This is a genomic window from Streptomyces sp. NBC_00335 (genome assembly GCF_036127095.1).
GTDB lineage: Bacteria > Actinomycetota > Actinomycetes > Streptomycetales > Streptomycetaceae > Streptomyces.
In genome coordinates this window covers 3,596,065-3,614,303 of record NZ_CP108006.1, presented here as the reverse complement: position 1 = coordinate 3,614,303, position 18,239 = coordinate 3,596,065, and the positions used below count along the sequence as shown (strand labels likewise).

Annotated in this window: 19 protein-coding genes and 1 pseudogene; 12 read left to right on the top strand and 8 right to left on the bottom strand. The window is 71.3% G+C overall.

All coding sequences use genetic code 11. The annotated features are described in order from the left end of the window. Positions 1-2: 2 nt before the first annotated feature. Complete coding sequence (locus OHA37_RS16115; RefSeq protein ID WP_266905789.1) at positions 3-836, bottom strand: hypothetical protein; 834 nt, start codon at positions 834-836, stop codon at positions 3-5. A 394-nt stretch (positions 837-1,230) separates the two neighbouring features. Here OHA37_RS16115 and OHA37_RS16110 point away from each other — a divergent pair, with 394 nt between their 5' ends. Both OHA37_RS16110 and OHA37_RS16105 read left to right on the top strand, forming a co-directional pair. Next, a complete protein-coding gene (locus OHA37_RS16110) occupies positions 1,231-2,187 on the top strand; it encodes a hypothetical protein (protein ID WP_266905787.1) in 957 nt (318 codons plus the stop codon). Between the two features lie 41 nt (positions 2,188-2,228). After that, positions 2,229-2,960: a polysaccharide deacetylase family protein gene (locus OHA37_RS16105; RefSeq protein ID WP_266905785.1), complete on the top strand. Its 732-nt coding sequence runs from the start codon at positions 2,229-2,231 to the stop codon at positions 2,958-2,960. Between the two features lie 11 nt (positions 2,961-2,971). Here the strand turns inward: OHA37_RS16105 and OHA37_RS16100 are convergent, their stop codons facing one another. Continuing rightward, a complete protein-coding gene (locus OHA37_RS16100; RefSeq protein WP_266905784.1) occupies positions 2,972-3,733 on the bottom strand; it encodes an SDR family NAD(P)-dependent oxidoreductase in 762 nt (253 codons plus the stop codon). Between the two features lie 62 nt (positions 3,734-3,795). Then, the gene (locus tag OHA37_RS16095; RefSeq protein WP_266905782.1) at positions 3,796-4,131 is read right to left on the bottom strand and encodes a YnfA family protein; all 336 of its coding nucleotides are present in this window, start codon (positions 4,129-4,131) and stop codon (positions 3,796-3,798) included. 105 nt (positions 4,132-4,236) lie between these two features. Between OHA37_RS16095 and OHA37_RS16090 the strand changes: the two genes are divergently transcribed. Beyond that, entirely contained in the window at positions 4,237-4,758 is a 522-nt protein-coding gene (locus OHA37_RS16090) for a hypothetical protein (protein ID WP_266905780.1), read from the top strand. Positions 4,759-4,836: 78 nt separating this feature from the next. On the opposite strand, the gene OHA37_RS16085 is transcribed toward OHA37_RS16090, so the two are convergent. Then, entirely contained in the window at positions 4,837-5,586 is a 750-nt protein-coding gene (locus tag OHA37_RS16085) for a Mut7-C RNAse domain-containing protein (protein ID WP_266905778.1), read from the bottom strand. A gap of 125 nt (positions 5,587-5,711) precedes the next feature. Further along, positions 5,712-6,137, bottom strand: a complete 426-nt coding sequence (locus tag OHA37_RS16080) for a winged helix-turn-helix transcriptional regulator (RefSeq protein WP_266905776.1) — start codon at positions 6,135-6,137, stop codon at positions 5,712-5,714. A 183-nt stretch (positions 6,138-6,320) separates the two neighbouring features. On the opposite strand from OHA37_RS16080, the gene OHA37_RS16075 reads away from it, so the two are divergent. After that, entirely contained in the window at positions 6,321-7,220 is a 900-nt protein-coding gene (locus OHA37_RS16075; RefSeq protein WP_266912840.1) for an NADP-dependent oxidoreductase, read from the top strand. A 57-nt stretch (positions 7,221-7,277) separates the two neighbouring features. Here the strand turns inward: OHA37_RS16075 and OHA37_RS16070 are convergent, their stop codons facing one another. Beyond that, on the bottom strand, positions 7,278-7,715 hold the full coding sequence (locus OHA37_RS16070) for a hypothetical protein (RefSeq protein WP_243340142.1): 438 nt from the start codon (positions 7,713-7,715) through the stop codon (positions 7,278-7,280). A gap of 293 nt (positions 7,716-8,008) precedes the next feature. Between OHA37_RS16070 and hemL the strand changes: the two genes are divergently transcribed. The 7 genes from hemL (at position 8,009) to ccsB (ending at position 15,864) form a co-directional block, all read left to right on the top strand. After that, positions 8,009-9,331, top strand: a complete 1,323-nt coding sequence (gene hemL / locus OHA37_RS16065; RefSeq protein ID WP_266905774.1) for a glutamate-1-semialdehyde 2,1-aminomutase — start codon at positions 8,009-8,011, stop codon at positions 9,329-9,331. Next, positions 9,328-10,050: a histidine phosphatase family protein gene (locus tag OHA37_RS16060; RefSeq protein WP_266905772.1), complete on the top strand. Its 723-nt coding sequence runs from the start codon at positions 9,328-9,330 to the stop codon at positions 10,048-10,050. Before hemL ends, OHA37_RS16060 begins: the two co-directional genes overlap by 4 nt. 214 nt (positions 10,051-10,264) lie before the next feature. Then, positions 10,265-11,497, top strand: a complete 1,233-nt coding sequence (locus OHA37_RS16055; protein WP_266912838.1) for a hypothetical protein — start codon at positions 10,265-10,267, stop codon at positions 11,495-11,497. 67 nt (positions 11,498-11,564) lie between these two features. Further along, positions 11,565-12,191: a TlpA family protein disulfide reductase gene (locus tag OHA37_RS16050; protein ID WP_266905770.1), complete on the top strand. Its 627-nt coding sequence runs from the start codon at positions 11,565-11,567 to the stop codon at positions 12,189-12,191. A gap of 4 nt (positions 12,192-12,195) precedes the next feature. Then, positions 12,196-12,990 carry a cytochrome c biogenesis CcdA family protein gene (locus OHA37_RS16045; protein ID WP_443046172.1) on the top strand — a complete coding sequence of 265 codons (795 nt, stop codon included), beginning with the start codon at positions 12,196-12,198 and terminating at the stop codon, positions 12,988-12,990. A 13-nt stretch (positions 12,991-13,003) separates the two neighbouring features. After that, the gene (gene resB / locus OHA37_RS16040) at positions 13,004-14,776 is read left to right on the top strand and encodes a cytochrome c biogenesis protein ResB (RefSeq protein ID WP_266905768.1); all 1,773 of its coding nucleotides are present in this window, start codon (positions 13,004-13,006) and stop codon (positions 14,774-14,776) included. After that, positions 14,776-15,864, top strand: a complete 1,089-nt coding sequence (gene ccsB / locus OHA37_RS16035) for a c-type cytochrome biogenesis protein CcsB (protein WP_266912833.1) — start codon at positions 14,776-14,778, stop codon at positions 15,862-15,864. Before resB ends, ccsB begins: the two co-directional genes overlap by 1 nt. 67 nt (positions 15,865-15,931) lie before the next feature. On the opposite strand, the gene OHA37_RS16030 is transcribed toward ccsB, so the two are convergent. Further along, positions 15,932-16,408: a MarR family winged helix-turn-helix transcriptional regulator gene (locus OHA37_RS16030; RefSeq protein WP_266905766.1), complete on the bottom strand. Its 477-nt coding sequence runs from the start codon at positions 16,406-16,408 to the stop codon at positions 15,932-15,934. Between the two features lie 145 nt (positions 16,409-16,553). Between OHA37_RS16030 and OHA37_RS16025 the strand changes: the two are divergent. Next, positions 16,554-16,730 (top strand): annotated as a pseudogene (locus tag OHA37_RS16025) (cupin domain-containing protein); the annotation flags it as partial. Between the two features lie 12 nt (positions 16,731-16,742). Here the strand turns inward: OHA37_RS16025 and OHA37_RS16020 are convergent. Continuing rightward, a complete protein-coding gene (locus OHA37_RS16020) occupies positions 16,743-18,209 on the bottom strand; it encodes an MFS transporter (RefSeq protein WP_266905764.1) in 1,467 nt (488 codons plus the stop codon). Positions 18,210-18,239: the final 30 nt, after the last annotated feature.

The window sequence follows — 18,239 nt, the reverse complement described above, 5'->3', positions numbered from 1 at the left end:
GTCTACTGCGGTGGGGTGGGGACGCGTCCGGTGCGGAACCGCCAGAGACGCATCGCACAGCTCTGTTCGGTCCGGTCCAAGGCGACCGCTGCTGCGGCTGGGTCGTTGAGGCGGACCAGTTCCTGGTCGTCCTGCACTGTCCAGCGGCGTCGCGGCGGGGCGATCTTCATGTCCGCGGGACGGACCCAGCCTTGGATCGCGTTCGCCTTGGCCTTCTTGTGGTCGAGGGCGAGGCAGCCGTCGTAGTAGAGGTGCGCGGCAAGCTGCTGCGCCGTCTCCTTGTAGTAGCAGACGTTGTAGACGGCGTCTCGCGTATTGCGTGAGGTCGTGCGCTCTGTTCCTGTGAGGTCCTTGCCGTACTTGCACAGGTAGGCGGCGATTTCTGTGCTGGCCGAGACCAGGGAGAGGAAGGGCCATCCCTGGGCAGTCCAGCCGAGGGACCCGTCGGCATCGATGACTCCGCGGAGGTAGTCGGGACGTGAGAAGTCCGTGCGTGGTGGCTTGATGGTCTGCGACTTCTTGCCGTAGGGGATGCCGAGTTCGTTGACGATGGTCCGGGCTTCGAGCGAGCTGACGGACCAGGTCGCGGAGTGATGCCTTTCGGCGAAGTTCGTGCTCCGGACGCGCTCGGTGATGGAGCTGTAGTAGGGCGTGAGCTTCTGGAACTCGCGGAGGATGTGGATGTCGCGAACGTTGATCTCGGTGGTGAGTCGCCCCTTCTGCCCTCTGCCTTGCGCGAGGTGCCCGTCGGCCTGCAGGAAGCCGAACATGTAGGCGTAGCGAGGGTCTTCGAGGTCCATGAAGCGCACGGGGGCGCTAGGGTCCTGGTCAGCCATGGGGAAGTCACTCTTCCTTGTCGGTGAGGCCCTCGGTCGGGACTGCCATCCCGGGCGGGGGCCGTTTGTGTTGTCACCGAACTTAGGTAGGGGTTCGGGGTGCTATCGGGGCTTTGGGGTGGCTTCACTCGAACGCATGGTGGGGTGTCACATTCCCTTTCGGGTGGGGAGTCGGGGGCGGGTGTTTGCGGGTGTGATGTGATCTGCGGTGTTCCGGTTGTCCAGTCCCGTGGGGGGATCTGTCGTGGTACGTGGCGTTGCTGGTCGGTGGTGGGGGCTCGGGGTCGCCGTTGTGGTGGTGGCGGGGGTTTCCGGGTGCTCGGGTGCGAAGGGGGAGGGCGGGGCGAAGGCTGCGCCGGCGTCCGTTTCGGCCGCGCCCGTGGTGCTGTCGCGCGTGATTTCCGTCGCCGATGCCGAGAAGGTGTTCAACCACTTCGGGTGGGCGAACTCGGTGGCCGAGGGGAAGGCCGACTTCGCGGCGATCTCCAAGATCCAGACCGGTGCGCTGCTGGAGGAGAGCAAGGCGCGGCACGCGCGCAAGAACCTGCACTCGATCGTCAGGGACGGGGACACCGATTTCGCCCGGCCCGTCTTCGTGATCCCGACGGAGCGTGAGCAGCCGGGGTATCCGCGTTCGTTCGTCGTGTTCAGCAAGGTCGATGCGTATGTCGAGGATCGTGCGACGGCGGTGCACCACTTCGTGCAGGACGGGCCCGGGGGTGCGTGGAAGGCGGCCGCCACCTCCTGGGTGTACGGGGGGCCGGTCAAGGCGGGGGCGTCCCCGGCCCGGTATCTGGAGGGCAAGAACCTCCTTATGCGGGAGAAGGGGATCGAGGCCCCGGCTACGGAGGTGGTCGCGGGCGCAGTGTTCTCGTCGCGGGCCGCCGAGGACCGCAAGGCGTGCGGGCGGTACGGGGACTACTTGAGCTTCACCGCCCCCAACGGCGAGCGTGCGAGCGAGCACTTCGTGCAGGGGCCCCTCACGGGTGGGGTGGTCGACGCGTACAACGCGAGGGACGAGCTCGTCGACGGGCTGGTGCGGAACAGCTTGGCCTACGCACCCACGGGCGGGGACCTGCCGGTGGTGCGGCTGGCGGGCGGCGCTTCGCTGGTGACCTGTACGTACGTGATGACCGAGCACTCGGAGAACAAGCCGGGGACGAGGTGGTTCGCGTTCAAGAAGGGCAGCGACGTCGAGCGGATGCTGGGCGGTTCCCGGCACTGGACGGTCGCGGACCGGCGCTGGTCGGTGACGGCTGTGATCGAGGTTCCGGCGCAGGGGCCGGCCGATGTGGTGACCGTCAACTCCCGTGGTGCGGAGCTGCTTTCCGCGAAAGGAACTCCCTACTAGGGGATTGACGGCGGGAGTTGGTCTAGACCAAGGTGTGCCGCATGTGGAGATCCCGTGCGGTGCTTGCCGCGCTCGCGTCGTTGTCGCTCACCGTTGGTGCCGCTCAGGCGGCCGATGCCGTCGGGTCCGGGGCTGCTGCTCCGGCCGCTCCGGCCGCTGCCGCGGGGTCGCGGGCCGTCGGGCTGCCGCCCGTCGTGTCGCACGTGCCGACCGGCGAGAAGGTCGTGTTCATCACCATCGATGACGGGTGGGCGCACGATCCCGCCGTCGCACAGGCGCTCGTGGATCAGCGGGTGCCCGCTTCGCTGTTCCTGCTGCCGGGGGCGTTCTCGTACGACGCCCAGTACTTCACCGGGCTGGTCGCGCAGGGGCGTGCGGTGAACGTGGAGAACCACACCGTCAATCATCCCGATTTGACCGCTCTCGACGCCGCCGGCAAGGACGCCGAGGTGTGCGGGGCCGGGGAGCAGGTCGCCGCGGCGTTCGGGCGGGAGCCGAAGTTGCTGCGGCCGCCGTACGGGGCCGTCAACGACGATGTGCGGCTGGCCGCGAAGGCGTGCGGGGTCAAGGCGCTGATCACGTGGACGCACGACTTCACCACGTGGAGCGAGACGCCGGCCACGCCGCAGCTGAACGCCGGTGACATCGTGCTGCTGCACTTCACGCCGACGCTCGGCGCGGACCTGAAGCGGGCCCTGGACGCGGCGAAGGCCGCCGGGCTGAAGCCGGCGGCCTTGATGCCGCACCTGAAGAGCGCCGGGCTGGTGCCGTAGGCGCGTACGGGTTACAGCTCGCGGTGGAGCTTGGTGTTCGAGGCCTGGGCGCGGGGGCGGACCACCAGGAGGTCGATGTTGACGTGGCTGGGACGGGTCACCGCCCAGGTGATGGTGTCGGCCACGTCGTCGGCGGAGAGGGGCTCGGCCACGCCGGCGTACACCTTCTCCGCCCGCTCCGCGTCGCCGCGGAACCGGGTCTTCGCGAACTCCTCGGTCTTGACCAGGCCCGGGGCGATCTCGATGACGCGGACGGGCTGGCCGACGATCTCCAGGCGGAGGGTCTCGGCGAGGACGCGGGCGCCGTTCTTGGCGGCCACGTAGCCGGCGCCGCCCTCGTACGTGGCGTGGCCGGCGGTGGAGGAGAGGACGACCACTGTGCCGTCGCCGGAGGCGGTCAGGGCCGGGAGCAGGGCCTGGGTCACGTTGAGCGTGCCGATGACGTTGACCTCGTACATCGTGCGCCAGTCGGCGGGGTCGCCGGTGGCGACGGGGTCGGCGCCGATGGCACCGCCGGCGTTGTTGACGAGCACGTCGCAGCGGTCGAGGGAGGCGGCGAGGGCGTCGACGGCGGCGCGGTCGGTGACGTCGAGGGCGTGGGCGGTCGCCTCGTGGCCGGCGGCCGTGATCTCGGCGGCGAGGGCCTCGATGCGGTCCTTGCGGCGGGCGGTGAGGACGACGTGGTAGCCGGCCGCGGCGAGCTGCCGGGCGGTGGCCGCGCCGATGCCGCTGCTCGCGCCGGTGACTACGGCGGTTCGGGTGGCCGTGCTCATGCTGGCTCCTCGTGCGTTCGTACGGGTGAGTACTCGCCAGCATAGGCGGGTCGCGGCGCAGGTCACCGGCCGCGCGGGGCGTACATGATCACCGCCGTGCCGGCGAGGCAGATCAGGGCGCCCGCGATGTCCCAGCGGTCGGGCCGGTAGCCGTCGGCGAGCACGCCCCAGAGGAGGGATCCGGCGACGAAGACCCCGCCGTAGGCGGCGAGGACGCGGGCGAAGTCGCCCGTGGGCTGGAGGGTGGCGGCGAAGCCGTAGAGGCCGAGCGCGATGACTCCGGCGCCGATCCAGGCCCAGCCCTTGTGCTCGCGGACGCCTTGCCAGACGAGCCAGGCGCCGCCGATCTCCAGGAGGGCGGCGAGGGCGAAGAGGGCGGCGGAACGGGCGATGAGCATGGCCGGAACCCTATGCGGGGCGAATGCGCGAGTGGGGGAGGAGGGCTCGCCCTCGTTCGTGTGATGGTCCGACCATCGGATGGGTGGGAGGGCTAGCGTCCGCGCGTGGAGGTGGTCGCGGTGCGCCGAGGTGCCGTACGGAGTGTGGTGATGGCCGGGCTGCTGGTGCTGCTCGGCGGGCTGGGGAGCGGTGTGGGGAACGCCCGCGCCGGGGCCGGGGACGGGGCTGCGTTCGGGCCCGAGGCCGAGGCCGATGTGGCCTATCACGGGCGGGTCGCCCTGACCGCGGGCCGGCTGCGGATCCTGCTGGTCCCGGAGAACGAGGGGCCGTCCGCGCTGGCGAACGCGACCGTACGGCTGCGCCTGTCGGCCGAACTCGCGGACCGGCAGGAGCTGGCGGAGGGCTGCGCGCGGGCCGGGCTGCGCGAGGTGGTGTGCGAGACCGGGGAACTGCCGCTGCACGGTCGGGGGCGGCACATCGGCCTGGCGCTGCGGCTGAAGGAGCCGGCCGCGGAGGTGGTGGTGCGGGTCGACACGTGGTGGAACGGCGGCGCGACCGACCGGAACCGGACCAACAACGAGCACGTGGTGCTGGCGCTGGACACGGGGGACACGTACGCGTTCTGACCTGTCGGGGCCGGAGGGGCCTTCGGGGTTGGAGGGGCAGTCGGGGCCGCATGCGTGCGGCCCCGTACGCATGCGCTGCTACGGGGTGCCGACTTCGCCGAACTCGGCCACGGCCTCGTCGACGATCCGCTCCAGCCGGGCGTGGTGGGCGCCGCGCCAGTAGACGCGCTCGCAGGCGGCGCACTCGGCGAAGACCTCGTACGAGCGCTGCGTGCCGCCCTCCAGCCGGTCGCCGACGCTGTCCTTGTCGGCCTCGCGCAGGGTGCCGTTGCACGCGGTGCAGCGGGTCCAGGGTGCGAGGGCCGGGGCGAACCGGCCCAGGATGTCGCGGACTTGCTCGTCGGGGTTGTCGCTGTAGACGTACGCGCCGGCGAACAGCTCGCGGCGGCGCAGCAGTCCGCGGTCGCGGGAGAGCAGGACGCGCTGCTCGGCGGCCGAGCGGGTGGCCAGGGCCGGGTCGCCGATGTCCTCGTTCTCGTACGCGGCGTCGACGCCCAGCAGCCGCAGGCGGCGGGCGAGGGTGCCGAGGTGGACGTCGAGGAGGAAGCGCAGCGGGGTGTCCCCGGGGACGCCGGGGAGGTGCTGGGGGCGGTCGACGCCGAAGACCTCCACGGACTCGCCGGCTCGGGGCACGTGGGCGAGGGGCGTCTCGGCGCCGTCGACGAGGATCCTGCCGACTTCGGTGAGGGGGACGCCGGCCGATTCGACGACGTGGCCGAGGCTGGAGGCGCCGTCGGTGGTGGTCGGTACGCGGGTGCCGCGGCGCGCGGGCGCGGCGAACACGTGCAGTTCGGGGGCGAGGGTGAGCTGAATGCCGGGTCCGTTCACCGGGCCAGCATGCCATCGCGGGGTGGTGGTCGGCCGCGGATTTACGCGGCCGCGCGCGCGGGTCCCCGTACGGCCGGGGGCGAGGCCGGGGCCGGCGCCGGTGATCGGCGCCGAGGGGCGGGGCCCTACGCGTCCGCAGTCGCCGCGGTCGCGGCGTCGTGGAGCCGGCGGTGGGCGTTGACCTCGTCGAAGTGGTTCTCGGCCCACTCCTTCACCGAGCTGAGCAGGCAGCCGAGGTTGCCGCCGAGGTCGGTGAGCCGGTAGTCGACGCGGACGGGGATGGTGGGTGTGACGGTGCGGGCGACGAGGCCGTCGCGCTCCAGGGAGCGCAGGGTCTGGGTCAGCATCTTCTGGCTGACGCCGGGGATCCTGCGGCCGAGCTCGCTGTAGCGCATGGTCCGGTCCTCGGCCTGGGTGAGTGCGCTGACGATGAGGCCGACCCACTTGTCGCTGATGCGGGCCAGGAGCTGGCTGGTGGGGCACTCCTTGAGGAAGGCGTCGTAGGCCTCGCGGGCCTCTTCGCGGCGGGCCTCGGCGGTACGGGTGGCCATGGGTGCCCCACTTCCGGGTCGGGTACGCACTCCGAAGTACGTACTTACGATTCGAGAGTAACTCTCCCTAGGTTAGTTCTCACCGGGAACACCGGAAAGAACGAACGAGTGAGCGAACCTGCGGAAGAGGCGATGGCGATGACCAGCACCAGCACCAGCACCACCACCACCGGCCCGGCGACGATGTCGGCGGCAGTGGCCGAGGGCTTCGGCGGCCCCGACCGGATCGAGGTCGTACGGGTGGCGATCCCGCAGCCGGGCGCCGGGCAGGTCCGCGTACGGGTCCGGGCGGCCGGCCTGAACCCGGTCGACGGTGCGGTACTGGCCGGGGTCTTCGGCGGCGAGGGGCAGCGGCTCGGCTTCGGCTGGGACCTGGTGGGCGAGATCGACGAGCTCGGCGCGGACACGGACGGCTGGGCGGTGTCCGACCGGGTGGTCGGCCTGCACTACGGGACGGTCAAGCCGCTCGGTACGCACGCGCAGTACGCGGTGCTCGATGCGTCGGCGCTCGCTCCGGCCCCCGTCACGGTCGACCGGGTCGCGGCGGCGGCGCTGCCGCTGAGCGGCCTGACCGCGGCCCGCGCGGTGGACCTGCTGGACCTGGCCCCGGGGGCTTCGGTCCTGGTCACCGGCGCGGCGGGAGCGGTCGGCGGACTCGCGGTCCAGCTGGCGGCGCGGGCCGGCTACGTGGTGACGGCCCTGGCGGGACCCGATGACGAGGCCCTCGTACGCTCCCTGGGCGCGGCCCACTTCGTCCCGCGCGGCTCGGCTCCGGCCGCCGCGGTGGACGGGGTCGTGGACACGGCGGTCCTCGGCGCACCGGCCCTGGCCTTCGTCCGGGACGGCGGCGCCTACATCGGCCTGATCCCCGGCGCGGCCCCGGCGGCGGAGCGGGGCGTCCGCGTGGTGGAACAGGAGGTCGCGGCGGACGGCGCGCACCTGGCGCAGCTGGTGAAGCTGGTCGACGCGGGGGAGCTCACGCTGCGGACGGCGGAGTCGTTCCCCCTGGCCGAGGCGCCGAAGGCCTACGCCCGCCTGTCGGAAGGCGGCTCCCGAGGCCGCATCATCCTGACGGTGTCCTGACCGACCGGCTCCAGGGCCCGCGCACCTCGACCGGGGCCCGTGAGCCCCGGGCGGCCCCTAAGGCCAGACCAGGCAGTAAGGCTGGTGGCCCGCCTCGTGGAGGCGGTGGCTGAAGTCCTGCCACTCGTGGAGGAGCTGGTAGACGTTGAAGGCGTCGCGGGGGCCGCCGCGGTCGGGGACCGTGGACCAGATGAAGGCGGCGGCGCCGACCGATTCCTCGCCGATGCCGCGCAGCGGGTCGACGACGGTCATGGGGAGTTTGACGACCGCGTAGTCGGGGTGGAGGACGACCAGTTCCAGCGGGGGCACCTTGTGCAGGGGTATGCCCTCGATGCCGGTCAGGACCATCGCGGCGACCGTTTCTGGCTTGATCTTGGAGAACATGCCGCCCATGCCGAGCTCGTCGCCGCCGAGCTCCTCGGGGCGCATCGTCACGGGGACGCGCGCGGCCGTGGCCCCGTCGGGGGCGCCGAAGTATTTATACGTCACGCCCATGCCGCGGCCCCTGGGGAGGCCGTCGGGGTCCTGCGTGGGGCCCGGTACGTGTTCTGCCGCGTCCGTGGCACGACGGCGGTGCTTGCCGCGGCGCCGTTCGCGGGCGCGCTGCGGGTCCAGGCCGTCCGTGCCCTCGCCCGGTCCACCACCGCGTTGCATATCTCCACCCGACGTGTCTTGCCTGCCCCGGCCCCGTGACCCCCGCCACGCAGCCTGATCATCATGGCAGTGACCTCCCCCGGGGCGGCGCGGTGAAACGCCCGTCCGCAAGTCAGTCGCGGCCTGATGAGACCATGGCTGGTGTGAGCTACCCGTACCCGTATGAAGCCAAAGTCTCGCAGACTCTCTTTGACCGCGCGTCCCTCGTGACGCCTGGCGGCGTGAACTCTCCCGTGCGCGCCTTCCGCGCCGTGGGCGGAACGCCCAGGTTCATGGTGTCCGGTACCGGTCCGTACCTGACCGATGCCGACGGGCGCGAGTACGTCGACCTGGTCTGCTCGTGGGGGCCGATGATCCTCGGCCATGCCCACCCGGCCGTGGTGGAGGCCATCCAGGCCGCCGTCGTCCGCGGCACCTCCTTCGGTACTCCCGGTGAGGGCGAGGTCGCGCTCGCCGAGGAGATCGTCGCGCGGATCGAGCCCGTTGAGCAGGTGCGTCTGGTGTCCTCCGGGACCGAGGCGACCATGTCGGCGATCCGTCTCGCCCGCGGGTTCACCGGCCGAGCCAAGATCGTGAAGTTCGCCGGCTGTTACCACGGGCACGTGGACTCGCTGCTGGCCGCCGCCGGCTCCGGGCTCGCGACCTTCGCGCTGCCGGACACCCCGGGGGTGACGGGCGCGCAGGCCGGGGACACGATCGTGCTCCCGTACAACGATCTGGAATCGGTCCGGGCGGCCTTCGCCGCGCACCCCGGCGAGATCGCCTGTGTGATCACCGAGGCGGCGCCCGGCAACATGGGCGTCGTGACTCCGGGGGAGGGCTTCAACCAGGGGCTCGCCGACCTGTGCCGGGCGAACGGCGCCCTGTACATCTCCGACGAGGTCATGACCGGTTTCCGTACCTCGCGCGCCGGCTGGTACGGCGTGGACGGGGTCAAGCCCGACCTGATGACCTTCGGCAAGGTCATGGGCGGCGGCTTCCCGGCGGCGGCGTTCGGCGGCCGTGCGGACGTCATGGGCCACCTGGCGCCCGCGGGTCCCGTCTACCAGGCGGGCACGCTGTCCGGTAACCCGATCGCGACGGCCGCGGGTCTCGCGCAGCTGCGGCTGCTGGACGAGGCGGCGTACGAGAAGGTCGACGCGGTGTCGCTCCAGATCCAGGGGCTGGTGACCGAGGCGCTCACCAAGGAGGGCGTCGCGCACCGGCTGCAGACCGCCTCCAACATGTTCTCGGTGTTCTTCACCGCGGACGAGGTCCGCAACTACGACGACGCGAAGAAGCAGGAAGCCTTCCGCTTCAACGGCTTCTTCCACTCGATGCTGGCGCAGGGCGTCTACCTGCCGCCGTCGGCGTTCGAGTCGTGGTTCGTGTCCACCGCCCACGACGACAAGGCGATCGAGCGCATCGCGGCCGCGCTGCCGGCCGCCGCCCGGGCCGCCGCGGAGGCCACCGCATGAGCGCCGGAGCGAGTGCCGGAGCGAGCGCGGGGGCTCCTGCCGAGGGCAACGAGATCACCGTCGTCCACGTGGTCCGCCACGGCGAGGTGCACAACCCGGACGGGGTCCTCTACGGCCGCCGCGGCGGTTACCACCTCTCCGAGCTGGGCCGCAAGATGGCGGACCGGGTCGCGGAGCACCTGGAGAACCGCGACGTGACGTACGTCGTGGCCTCCCCGCTGGAGCGGGCCCAGGAGACGGCGGCGCCGATCGCGAAGTCGCACGGGCTGGAGCTGGCGACCGACGGCCGGCTGATCGAGGCGGGCAACGTCTTCGAGGGCAAGACCTTCGGGGTCGGCGACGGCGCGCTGCGCAGGCCCGACAACTGGAAGCACCTGACGAACCCGTTCAAGCCGTCCTGGGGCGAGCCGTACGTCGAGCAGGTCGTGCGGATGATGAGCGCGATCGAGACCGCCCGTGACGCGGCCCGCGGCCACGAGGCGGTGGCGGTCAGCCACCAGCTGCCGATCTGGATCGTACGGAGCTTCGCGGAGAAGCGGCGGCTGTGGCACGACCCGCGCCGCCGCCAGTGCACGCTGGCCTCGCTGACCTCGTTCACGTACCAGGGCGACCGGCTGGTGTCGGTGGGCTACAGCGAGCCGGCCCGGGACCTGGTCCCGGCGCACCTCCTCGCGGGGGCGAAGCCGGTGAAGGGCAAGTCCAAGGCGTTCGGGGCCTAAGCCCCGGCCGCGCGGTACCGATGGCCGGGCCCGTCCCCCCTGGGGGCCGGGCCCGGAGTCGTGAGTCCCGGGGCGCATCCCGGTTCGAGGCGCAAGCCCTCGGGCCGTGCCCGTTTGGTCAAGACTCTGCCTAATTTCATACAAGTTGCCGGACGCGGTCGTGTCGCCCCTAGACATCGTCGAAATGTCCGTTTGTATGAATTACATGAGCGATATGCGCGGCTTCAGCCGAAGGGGAGTACTCGGACTCGGACTTGGAGCCGCCGCGGCGGCCGGCATCGCCGGCTGCAGCGTCGGCGGCCCGTCCGAAACGGGCAACCCGGGCCCGGCCAACCCGACCGGACCCGCCCTGCCGTCCGGCCCGGTGGTCAAGCCCATCGGCGACGGATCCACCGCCGACACCGGGCCGCAGCCGCACCAGCCGGCCGCCCCCGTACCCCTCCAGCCGGGCGAGACCCCGCCCCAGTTCGTGGTGTTCAGCTGGGACGGCGCGGGCGAGATCGGCAACGGCCTCTTCCCCCGGTTCCTCAAGCTCGCCAAGGACCACGGCGCGGCGATGACCTTCTTCCTCTCCGGCATCTACCTCCTGCCCGAGTCGAAGAAGCACCTCTACCGGCCCCCGAACAACCCCGTCGGCGCCTCCGACATCGGCTACCTCAAGGACGAGAACGTCCGCAACACCCTCAAGTACGTGCGCGAGGCCTGGCTCGACGGCCACGAGATAGGCACCCACTTCAACGGGCACTTCTGCGGCGGCTCCGGCTCGGTCGGCAAGTGGACTCCGGAGGACTGGCAGAGCGAGATCGACCAGGCCGTGTCCTTCGTCACCAACTGGCGCACCAACACCGGCTGGACGGACCTCGAACCACTGCCCTTCGACTACCGCAAGGAGCTGACCGGCGCCCGCACCCCCTGCCTGCTCGGCCGGGACAACCTGCTGCCCACCGCGCGGAAGCTGGGCTGGCGCTACGACTCCAGCTCGCCCGGCGGCCTCCAGCAGTGGCCGGAAAAGCGCGGAGGCCTGTGGGACCTGCCGCTGCAGTCGCTGCCGTTCCCCGGGCACTCCTTCGAGGTGCTGTCGATGGACTACAACATCCTCGCGAACCAGTCCAAGAACACCACCAAGGGCGTCCCCTCCAACTACCCGGCCTGGCGCACCCAGGCCACCGCCGCCTACCTCGGCGGCTTCAAGCGGGCCTACGAGAGCAACCGCGCGCCCCTGTTCATCGGCAACCACTTCGAGGAGTGGAACGGCGGCATCTACATGGACGCCGTCGAGGAATCCCTCAAGGGCATGGCGGACAAAAAGGACGTACGCCTCGTATCCTTCCGGCAGTTCGCCGACTGGCTGGACGTCCAGGACCCCAAGGTTCTGGCCAAACTGCGCACGCTCGGACCCGGCCAGGCACCGACCGGTGGCTGGGGCACGTATCTCGCCAGCGCCTGACCAGCGGCTTAGCACACCCCCCGGGGGGCGCGGAAGATCCGCAAAGCGCTCATGCGAAACTTTTCACATGAGCTTTAGCCGCGCCCCTCGGAGCCGCTCGATCAGCGGCCGCGCCACCCTGCTGACCGTGGTGACCCTCACCGGCGCCCTCACCCTCACGGCGTGCGGGGACGACGGCGGCAAGACCTCCGGTTCCGCCGGGGGCAACTACGTGACGGGCTCCAGCGGCATTTCCACCGTCGCCAAGGCCGACCGCACCGACGCCCCCAAGCTCGACGGGGAAACGGTGGACGGCAAGACCCTGGACACCACCACCCTCAAGGGCAAGGTCGTCGTCCTCAACGTCTGGGGCTCCTGGTGCCCGCCGTGCCGGGCCGAGGCCCCGTCCTTCGCGAAGGTCGCCAAGGAACTGGAGGCGGCCGGCCAGCCCGTCGCCTTCGTCGGCATCAACACCCGCGACAACACCAAGCAGAACGCCCTCTCCTTCGAAGAGACCTACGGGATCACCTACCCGAGCCTCTTCGACCCGGACGGCAAGCTGATGCTCCGGTTCCCCAAGGGCACGCTCAACCCGAACGCCATCCCCTCCACGCTCGTCCTCGACAAGGACGGCAAGATCGCCTCCCGCACCCTGGCCGCGCTCAGCGAGGCGAAACTGCGCTCGATGATCGACCCGCTGCTCGCGGAGAAGTGACCCAGTGGTCACCGAGCTCTCCGCGCTCTCAGGGTCCGTGCTCGCCGCCGAAGCGACCGGCGTGAACACGACCGTCCTCAACGGCGCCCTGCTGCTGGCCCTGCCGATCGCCCTGCTCGCCGGGCTGATCTCCTTCTTCTCGCCCTGCGTGCTGCCGCTGGTCCCCGGCTACCTCTCCTACGTGACCGGCATCGGCGGCGCCGACCTCGCCGAGGCCCGCCGCGGCCGGATGCTGGGCGGCGCGAGCCTGTTCGTCCTCGGCTTCACGGCCGTGTTCGTCTCGACCGGCGCGCTGTTCGGCTACTTCGGGCAGACCCTCGACGCGAACAAGGAAGTCATCTCCCGGGTCCTGGGCGGCCTGGTGATCCTGCTCGGCCTGTTCTTCATGGGCGCCATCCCCGGTCTGACGATGCGCGAGTTCCGCTTCCACAAGAAGCCGACCGTCGGACTGCTCGGCGCACCCCTGCTCGGCGTGCTCTTCGGCCTCGGCTGGACCCCCTGCATGGGCCCGACCCTCGCCGCCGTCGGCACCCTCTCCATCGAGCAGGCCACCGCCGGCCGCGGCGCGCTGCTGACCGTGGTCTTCTGTCTGGGGCTGGGGCTGCCGTTCATCGCCACCGCCCTCGCCTTCCGCAAGGCGCTCGGCGCCTTCGGCTGGGTGAAGAAGCACTATGCGTGGGTGATGAGGATCGGCGGCGGCATGCTGATCCTGACCGGTCTGCTGCTCGTCACAGGAATCTGGAGCAGCATCGTCAGCGACATGCAGGGCTGGACCAGCGGCTTCACGGTGGGGATCTGAGGACTACACGGACATGAGTACGACCGACAAGGCGTCCACCGAGGCGCCGCACGATGCCCCGGAGTCCGAGGATTCCGCTTCCGCCGAAGCCGAAGCCACGGCCGAGGCGGCCGCCGGCGCGCAGCTGTCCACCGCCCCCCTGGAGGACGCCCCCGGCGGCCCCGTGGGCATCGGGGTGCTCGGCTGGGCCCGCTGGTTCTGGCGTCAGCTCACCTCCATGCGGGTGGCGCTGATCCTGCTCTTCATGCTGTCGCTGGCGTCCATCCCCGGCTCGCTGGTCCCGCAGAACCAGGTCGACCTGATGAAGGTCGCCGCCTGGAAGAAGGAACACGCCTCCTGGGTGGGCGTGGCCGAGAAGCTCCAGCTCTTCGACGTCTACAGCTCGGTGTGGTTCTCCGCGATCTACCTGCTGCTGTTCATCTCGCTGATCGGCTGCATCCTGCCGCGTTCCTGGCAGTTCGTCGGCCAGCTCAGCGGCCGGCCGCCGGCCGCGCCCAAGCGGCTGGACCGGATGCCCGCGTACACGACGTGGCGCACGGACGTCTCCCCGGACGAGGTGCTCTCCACCGCGCACGGCCTGCTCGGCCGCCGCCGCTTCCGTACGGAGACCGGCGCCGGATCGGTCTCGGCGGAGAAGGGCTACCTGCGCGAGGCCGGGAACCTGATCTTCCACGTGGCGCTGATCGTCATGCTGATCGCCTTCGCCTGGGGCCAGTACTTCAAGTCCGAGGGCGGCAAGCTCGTCCTGCGCGGCAAGGGCTTCTCGAACACGCTCACCCAGTACGACGACTTCAAGGCCGGCGGCCTCTTCGACCCTGACGACCTGCCGCCCTTCTCCTTCACCCTGGACAAGTTCGACGCCACCTTCGAGCGCACGGGACCGCAGAAGGGCACCCCGCGCGACTTCAAGGCGTACGTCACCTTCAGCAACGGGGCGCACGGCAAGCCGGAGAAGCGCGAGATCCAGGTCAACAAGCCGCTGGAGGTGGACGGCTCCAAGGTCTACCTGCTCGGCCACGGCTACGCGCCGGTCATCTCGGTGACCGACTCCACCGGCAAGGTGGTCTACAAGGACGCCGTGCCGATGCTGCCGCAGGACGGCAACCTCACCTCCACCGGCGCCGTCAAGGTCACCGACGGCTACAAGGACAAGGACGGGAAGACGACGCAGCTCGGCTTCGCCGCCATGTTCGTTCCGACCTTCGCGGGCGCCGGCCAGGGCACGATGTTCTCGCAGTTCCCGGAGCTGGACTTCCCGGCGCTCGCGCTGAACGCGTGGCACGGCAGCCTCGGGGTGGACTCGGGCCTGCCGCAGAACGTGTACCAGCTGGACACCTCCAAGATGCAGCAGTTCAAGACCGAGGACGGCCAGCCGCTCGCCAAGCGGATGCTGCCCGGGGAGACCATGGAACTGCCCGGCGGCCAGGGCACCGTGAAGTTCGAGGGCATCGAGCGCTGGGCGACCTTCTCGATCACCCACCAGCCCGGCAGCGGCCTCGCCCTCGCGGGCGCCGTCGCCGCCATCGCCGGACTCGCGGGCTCCCTGTTCATCCAGCGCCGCCGGGTCTGGGTGCGTGCGGTCCGCGGCGAGGACGGCGTGACCGTCGTCGAGATGGCGGGCCTCGGCCGCAGCGAGTCCGCCAAGGTGCCGGAGGAGCTGGCGGTCCTGGCCGGCGCGCTCCACGAGCGGGCGCCGAGCGCGGCGCCCGCGCCACCTGCCGCCGATACCGACCCCGAACCCGAACCTGCCGAAGAAGCCGAAGAAGTCGAAGGGGAGCGCGCGTGATGCAGCTCGCGGCCGCAGCCAACGAGAGTCTGGCTCACCTCAGCAACAACCTGATCTACGCGTCCATGGCGGTCTACACCCTCGCCTTCTTCGCCCACATCGCCGAGTGGATCTTCGGCAGCCGCAGCAAGGTGGCCCGTACGGCCGCCGCGCTCACCAGCTCCGGGCCCGCGTCCGCCGCGGCCGCGGCCCCCGCCGTCCAGGTGCGGGGCAAGGCCGGCACCGCCGTCCTCGACAAGCCCAAGGTGGTCACGCGCAGCGCCTCCGGCACCCGTGACGTCCCGGACGGCCCCGGCGCGGCCGGCGGCACCGTCCAGGGCGACCTGTACGGGCGCATCGCGATCTCGCTGACCACCCTCGGCTTCCTCCTCGCCGCGGGCGGGGTCGTCGCCCGCGCGATGTCGGTGGAGCGGGCCCCCTGGGGCAACATGTACGAGTTCTCGATCACCTTCTCCACGGTGGCCGTCGGCGCGTACCTGCTGCTCCTCGCGCTGAAGAAGAACGTCCGCTGGCTCGGCCTGTTCCTGGTCACCACGGTCCTGCTGGACCTCGGCATCGCCACCACGGTGCTCTACACCGACAGCGACCAGCTGGTCCCCGCGCTGAAGTCGTACTGGCTGCTGATCCACGTCTCCACGGCGATCATCTGCGGCGCGGTCTTCTACATCGGCGCGGCCGGCGCGGTCATGTACCTCTTCCGCGACTCCTACGAGGCGAAGCTCGCGCGCGGCGACAAGCCGGGCAAGTTCGCCACCTCGGTCTGGGAGCGCTTCCCGTCGGCGGCCTCGCTCGACAAGTTCTCGTACCGCATCAACGCGGCCGTCTTCCCGCTGTGGACCTTCACGATCATCGCGGGCGCGATCTGGGCCGGCGACGCGTGGGGCCGCTACTGGGGCTGGGACCCCAAGGAGGTCTGGTCCTTCGTGACCTGGGTGGCGTACGCCTGCTACCTGCACGCCCGTGCCACGGCCGGCTGGAAGGGCCGCAAGGCCGCGTACCTCGCGCTCTTCGCGTTCGCCTGCTGGATCTGGAACTACTACGGCGTGAACATCCTGCTGAGCGGCAAGCACTCGTACGCGGGCGTCTGACGCGGGTCGTACGGAACGCCGGAGGGGCCGGGCAGCCGAAAGGCGGCCCGGCCCCTCCGGCGTTCCGTCACCAGGCGGGGCGCAGCGGCGGGAGGGGGCCGTCCCCGTTCAGGGTGTGGACCAGGCGGCCCAGTTCCGTGCGCAGGGCGCCGAGGTCGACGCTGCCGCGGCCGAGCTCGGCCTCCAGTGCGTGCAGCACCCGGCCGGCGGCCCCCAGGTGGGCGGTCGCCGCCTCGGTCAGGACCACCAGCTTGCGGCGGCCTCCCTCGGGGTGCGGGGTGCGGCGCAGGTAGCCGCGCCGCTCCAGGTCGTCCACGAGCTGCCCGGCGGCCTGCTTGGTCACCCCGAGCCGCTCGGCGAGCTCCGTCGCGGTGGCGCCGGAGGGCCCCAGGGCCTGGAAGGCCATGCCGTGCAGGGGGCGCAGGCCGTCGGCGTACCCGGCTTCGTCGAGGCGGCGGGTGAACTCGCCGAGAAGGAGCTGGAAGCCGAGGCCGAGGAGGAAGGTCAGCTCGATGTCCGGTGCGGCGATGTCTTGGTCGGTCACGGAAACATGGTGACACAAGTGAGTCAAGCTGCTTTACTCGTGTGAGTAAAGCAGCTTGACTCACTCTGCCGGAGAAAGCGAAGGGCCCGCCGTGCGCGTCATCACCCCGTCCCCCGACCAGGTCATCACCACCCCGAACGCGACCATGACCGGCTTCGCCTCCCCCAGCCGGGGCAGCGCCGAGCTGAGCACCTGGCACGCCGCCATCCCCGCCGGAATCACCGGCCCCGAGCACTCCGTCAGCCGCGAGCAGGTTTGGACGGTCACCGTCGGCGCCCTGGACGTCACCTGCGGCGGCCGCACCGAGACGGTCGCCGCAGGTGAGGCCGTGGTGCTACCCCCGGACCTCCTGCGCCACGTCCACGCCCTCGCCGACACCGAGGTGTACGTCGCCATGCGCGCCGACGGCCTCGTCTCCGTACCCGGCACCGAGGGCACCCGCCCCCTGCCCTGGGCGGTGTGAGCCCCGCCGGAGCCCCGGCAGGCTGACGGCCGCGGCCACCAGCACCGCCACGAAGGGGACGATCAGCGCCGCCCGGAACCCCTCCAGGGGGTCGGCGGCGCCGGCGGCGACCCCCGTCACCCCGGCCAGCCCGAGCGCCGCGCCGAACTGGAACGCGGTGTAGAGGAGACCGCCCGCCAGGCCCTGCTCCTCCTCCGCGACCCCCTCGGTGGCGACGATGGTCAGCGGCCCGTAGACCAGGGCGAAGGCCAGGCCGAGCAGGATCAGGCTCGGCAGCATCAGCAGATAGGACCAGTCGGCGCCGAGCGGCAGGAACAGCCCGTACGCCAGCGCCGCCAGCAGCAGGCCGCCGAAGATCAGCCGGCCGTTCCCGTACCGTGCCAGCAGCTTCGGCACCACGGTCGGCGAGAGGACCGCGTCGATCCCGATCACCAGCATCGCGAGGCTGGTCTGCAGGGTGGACCAGCCGCGCAGTTCCTGGAGGTAGAGCACCACCAAGAACTGGAAGCCGAAGAACGCGGCCGAGAACAGCAGCGCGGCCGCGTTGGCCCGCAGCAGCCCGGGCGAGCGCAGGATGCCGAGCCGGACCAGCGGCTCGGGAGTGCGCCGCTCGACGAGGGCGAACGCCCCGAGCAGGGCCAGCCCCGCCACCACCGGCAGCGCCGCGAGTTCCTCCACGCCGAGGACCAGCAGTACGACGCCCGCGGTGACGAGCACTCCGCCCCACACGTCGATCCGGCCCCGCTCACGGCGCGCGGCCCGTTCGGAACCGGCCTCCTTCGGTACGAAGGCCAGCGCGCCCGCCAGGATCAGCGCGGCCAGCGCCACGGGAGCGAAGAACACCCAGCGCCAGCCCACCGAGGCGAGCAGCCCGCCCGCGACCAGCCCGACGGAGAACCCGGCCGCCGCCGTGCCGGAGTACACGAGCAGCGCCTTGTCCCGCTGGGGGCCCTCGTCGAAGCCGGTGGTGATGATGGAGAGGCCCGCCGGGGTCATGAAGGCGGCGGCGACCCCCGTCACGAAGCGGGCGGCGATCAGCTGCCAGCCCTCGGTGGCGAATCCGCCGAGCCCGGAGAAGAGCAGGAACACCGTCAGCCAGCCGATGAACATCCGGCGGCGTCCGAAGAGGTCGGCCGCCCGGCCGCCGAGCAGCATGAAGCCGCCGTAGCCGAGCACGTAGGCGCTCATCACCCACTGGAGCGTGCCGGTTTCGAGGCCGAGGTCGGCGCGGATCGACGGCAGGGCCACGTTCAGCATCGCGACGTCGATGCCTTCGAGGAAGATGGCGCCGCACAGGACGAGCAGGACGCCGAGTCGGCGCCCGCGGATGGTTTCCATGGAGAGACCTCGCAGAACGGAAGGAGGAGC

Excerpts from the sequence above, each read along its gene's own strand:
- OHA37_RS16115 (WP_266905789.1), bottom strand. The coding sequence starts at position 836 with ATGGCTGACCAGGACCCTAGCGCCCCCGTGCGCTTCATGGACCTCGAA.
- OHA37_RS16105 (WP_266905785.1), top strand. The coding sequence starts at position 2,229 with ATGTGGAGATCCCGTGCGGTGCTTGCCGCGCTCGCGTCGTTGTCGCTC.
- OHA37_RS16100 (WP_266905784.1), bottom strand. The coding sequence starts at position 3,733 with ATGAGCACGGCCACCCGAACCGCCGTAGTCACCGGCGCGAGCAGCGGC.
- OHA37_RS16095 (WP_266905782.1), bottom strand. The coding sequence starts at position 4,131 with ATGCTCATCGCCCGTTCCGCCGCCCTCTTCGCCCTCGCCGCCCTCCTG.
- OHA37_RS16080 (WP_266905776.1), bottom strand. The coding sequence starts at position 6,137 with ATGGCCACCCGTACCGCCGAGGCCCGCCGCGAAGAGGCCCGCGAGGCC.
- OHA37_RS16075 (WP_266912840.1), top strand. The coding sequence starts at position 6,321 with ATGTCGGCGGCAGTGGCCGAGGGCTTCGGCGGCCCCGACCGGATCGAG.
- OHA37_RS16070 (WP_243340142.1), bottom strand. The coding sequence starts at position 7,715 with ATGGGCGTGACGTATAAATACTTCGGCGCCCCCGACGGGGCCACGGCC.
- hemL (WP_266905774.1), top strand. The coding sequence starts at position 8,009 with ATGGCTGGTGTGAGCTACCCGTACCCGTATGAAGCCAAAGTCTCGCAG.
- OHA37_RS16060 (WP_266905772.1), top strand. The coding sequence starts at position 9,328 with ATGAGCGCCGGAGCGAGTGCCGGAGCGAGCGCGGGGGCTCCTGCCGAG.
- OHA37_RS16055 (WP_266912838.1), top strand. The coding sequence starts at position 10,265 with ATGCGCGGCTTCAGCCGAAGGGGAGTACTCGGACTCGGACTTGGAGCC.
- OHA37_RS16050 (WP_266905770.1), top strand. The coding sequence starts at position 11,565 with ATGAGCTTTAGCCGCGCCCCTCGGAGCCGCTCGATCAGCGGCCGCGCC.
- resB (WP_266905768.1), top strand. The coding sequence starts at position 13,004 with ATGAGTACGACCGACAAGGCGTCCACCGAGGCGCCGCACGATGCCCCG.
- ccsB (WP_266912833.1), top strand. The coding sequence starts at position 14,776 with ATGCAGCTCGCGGCCGCAGCCAACGAGAGTCTGGCTCACCTCAGCAAC.
- OHA37_RS16020 (WP_266905764.1), bottom strand. The coding sequence starts at position 18,209 with ATGGAAACCATCCGCGGGCGCCGACTCGGCGTCCTGCTCGTCCTGTGC.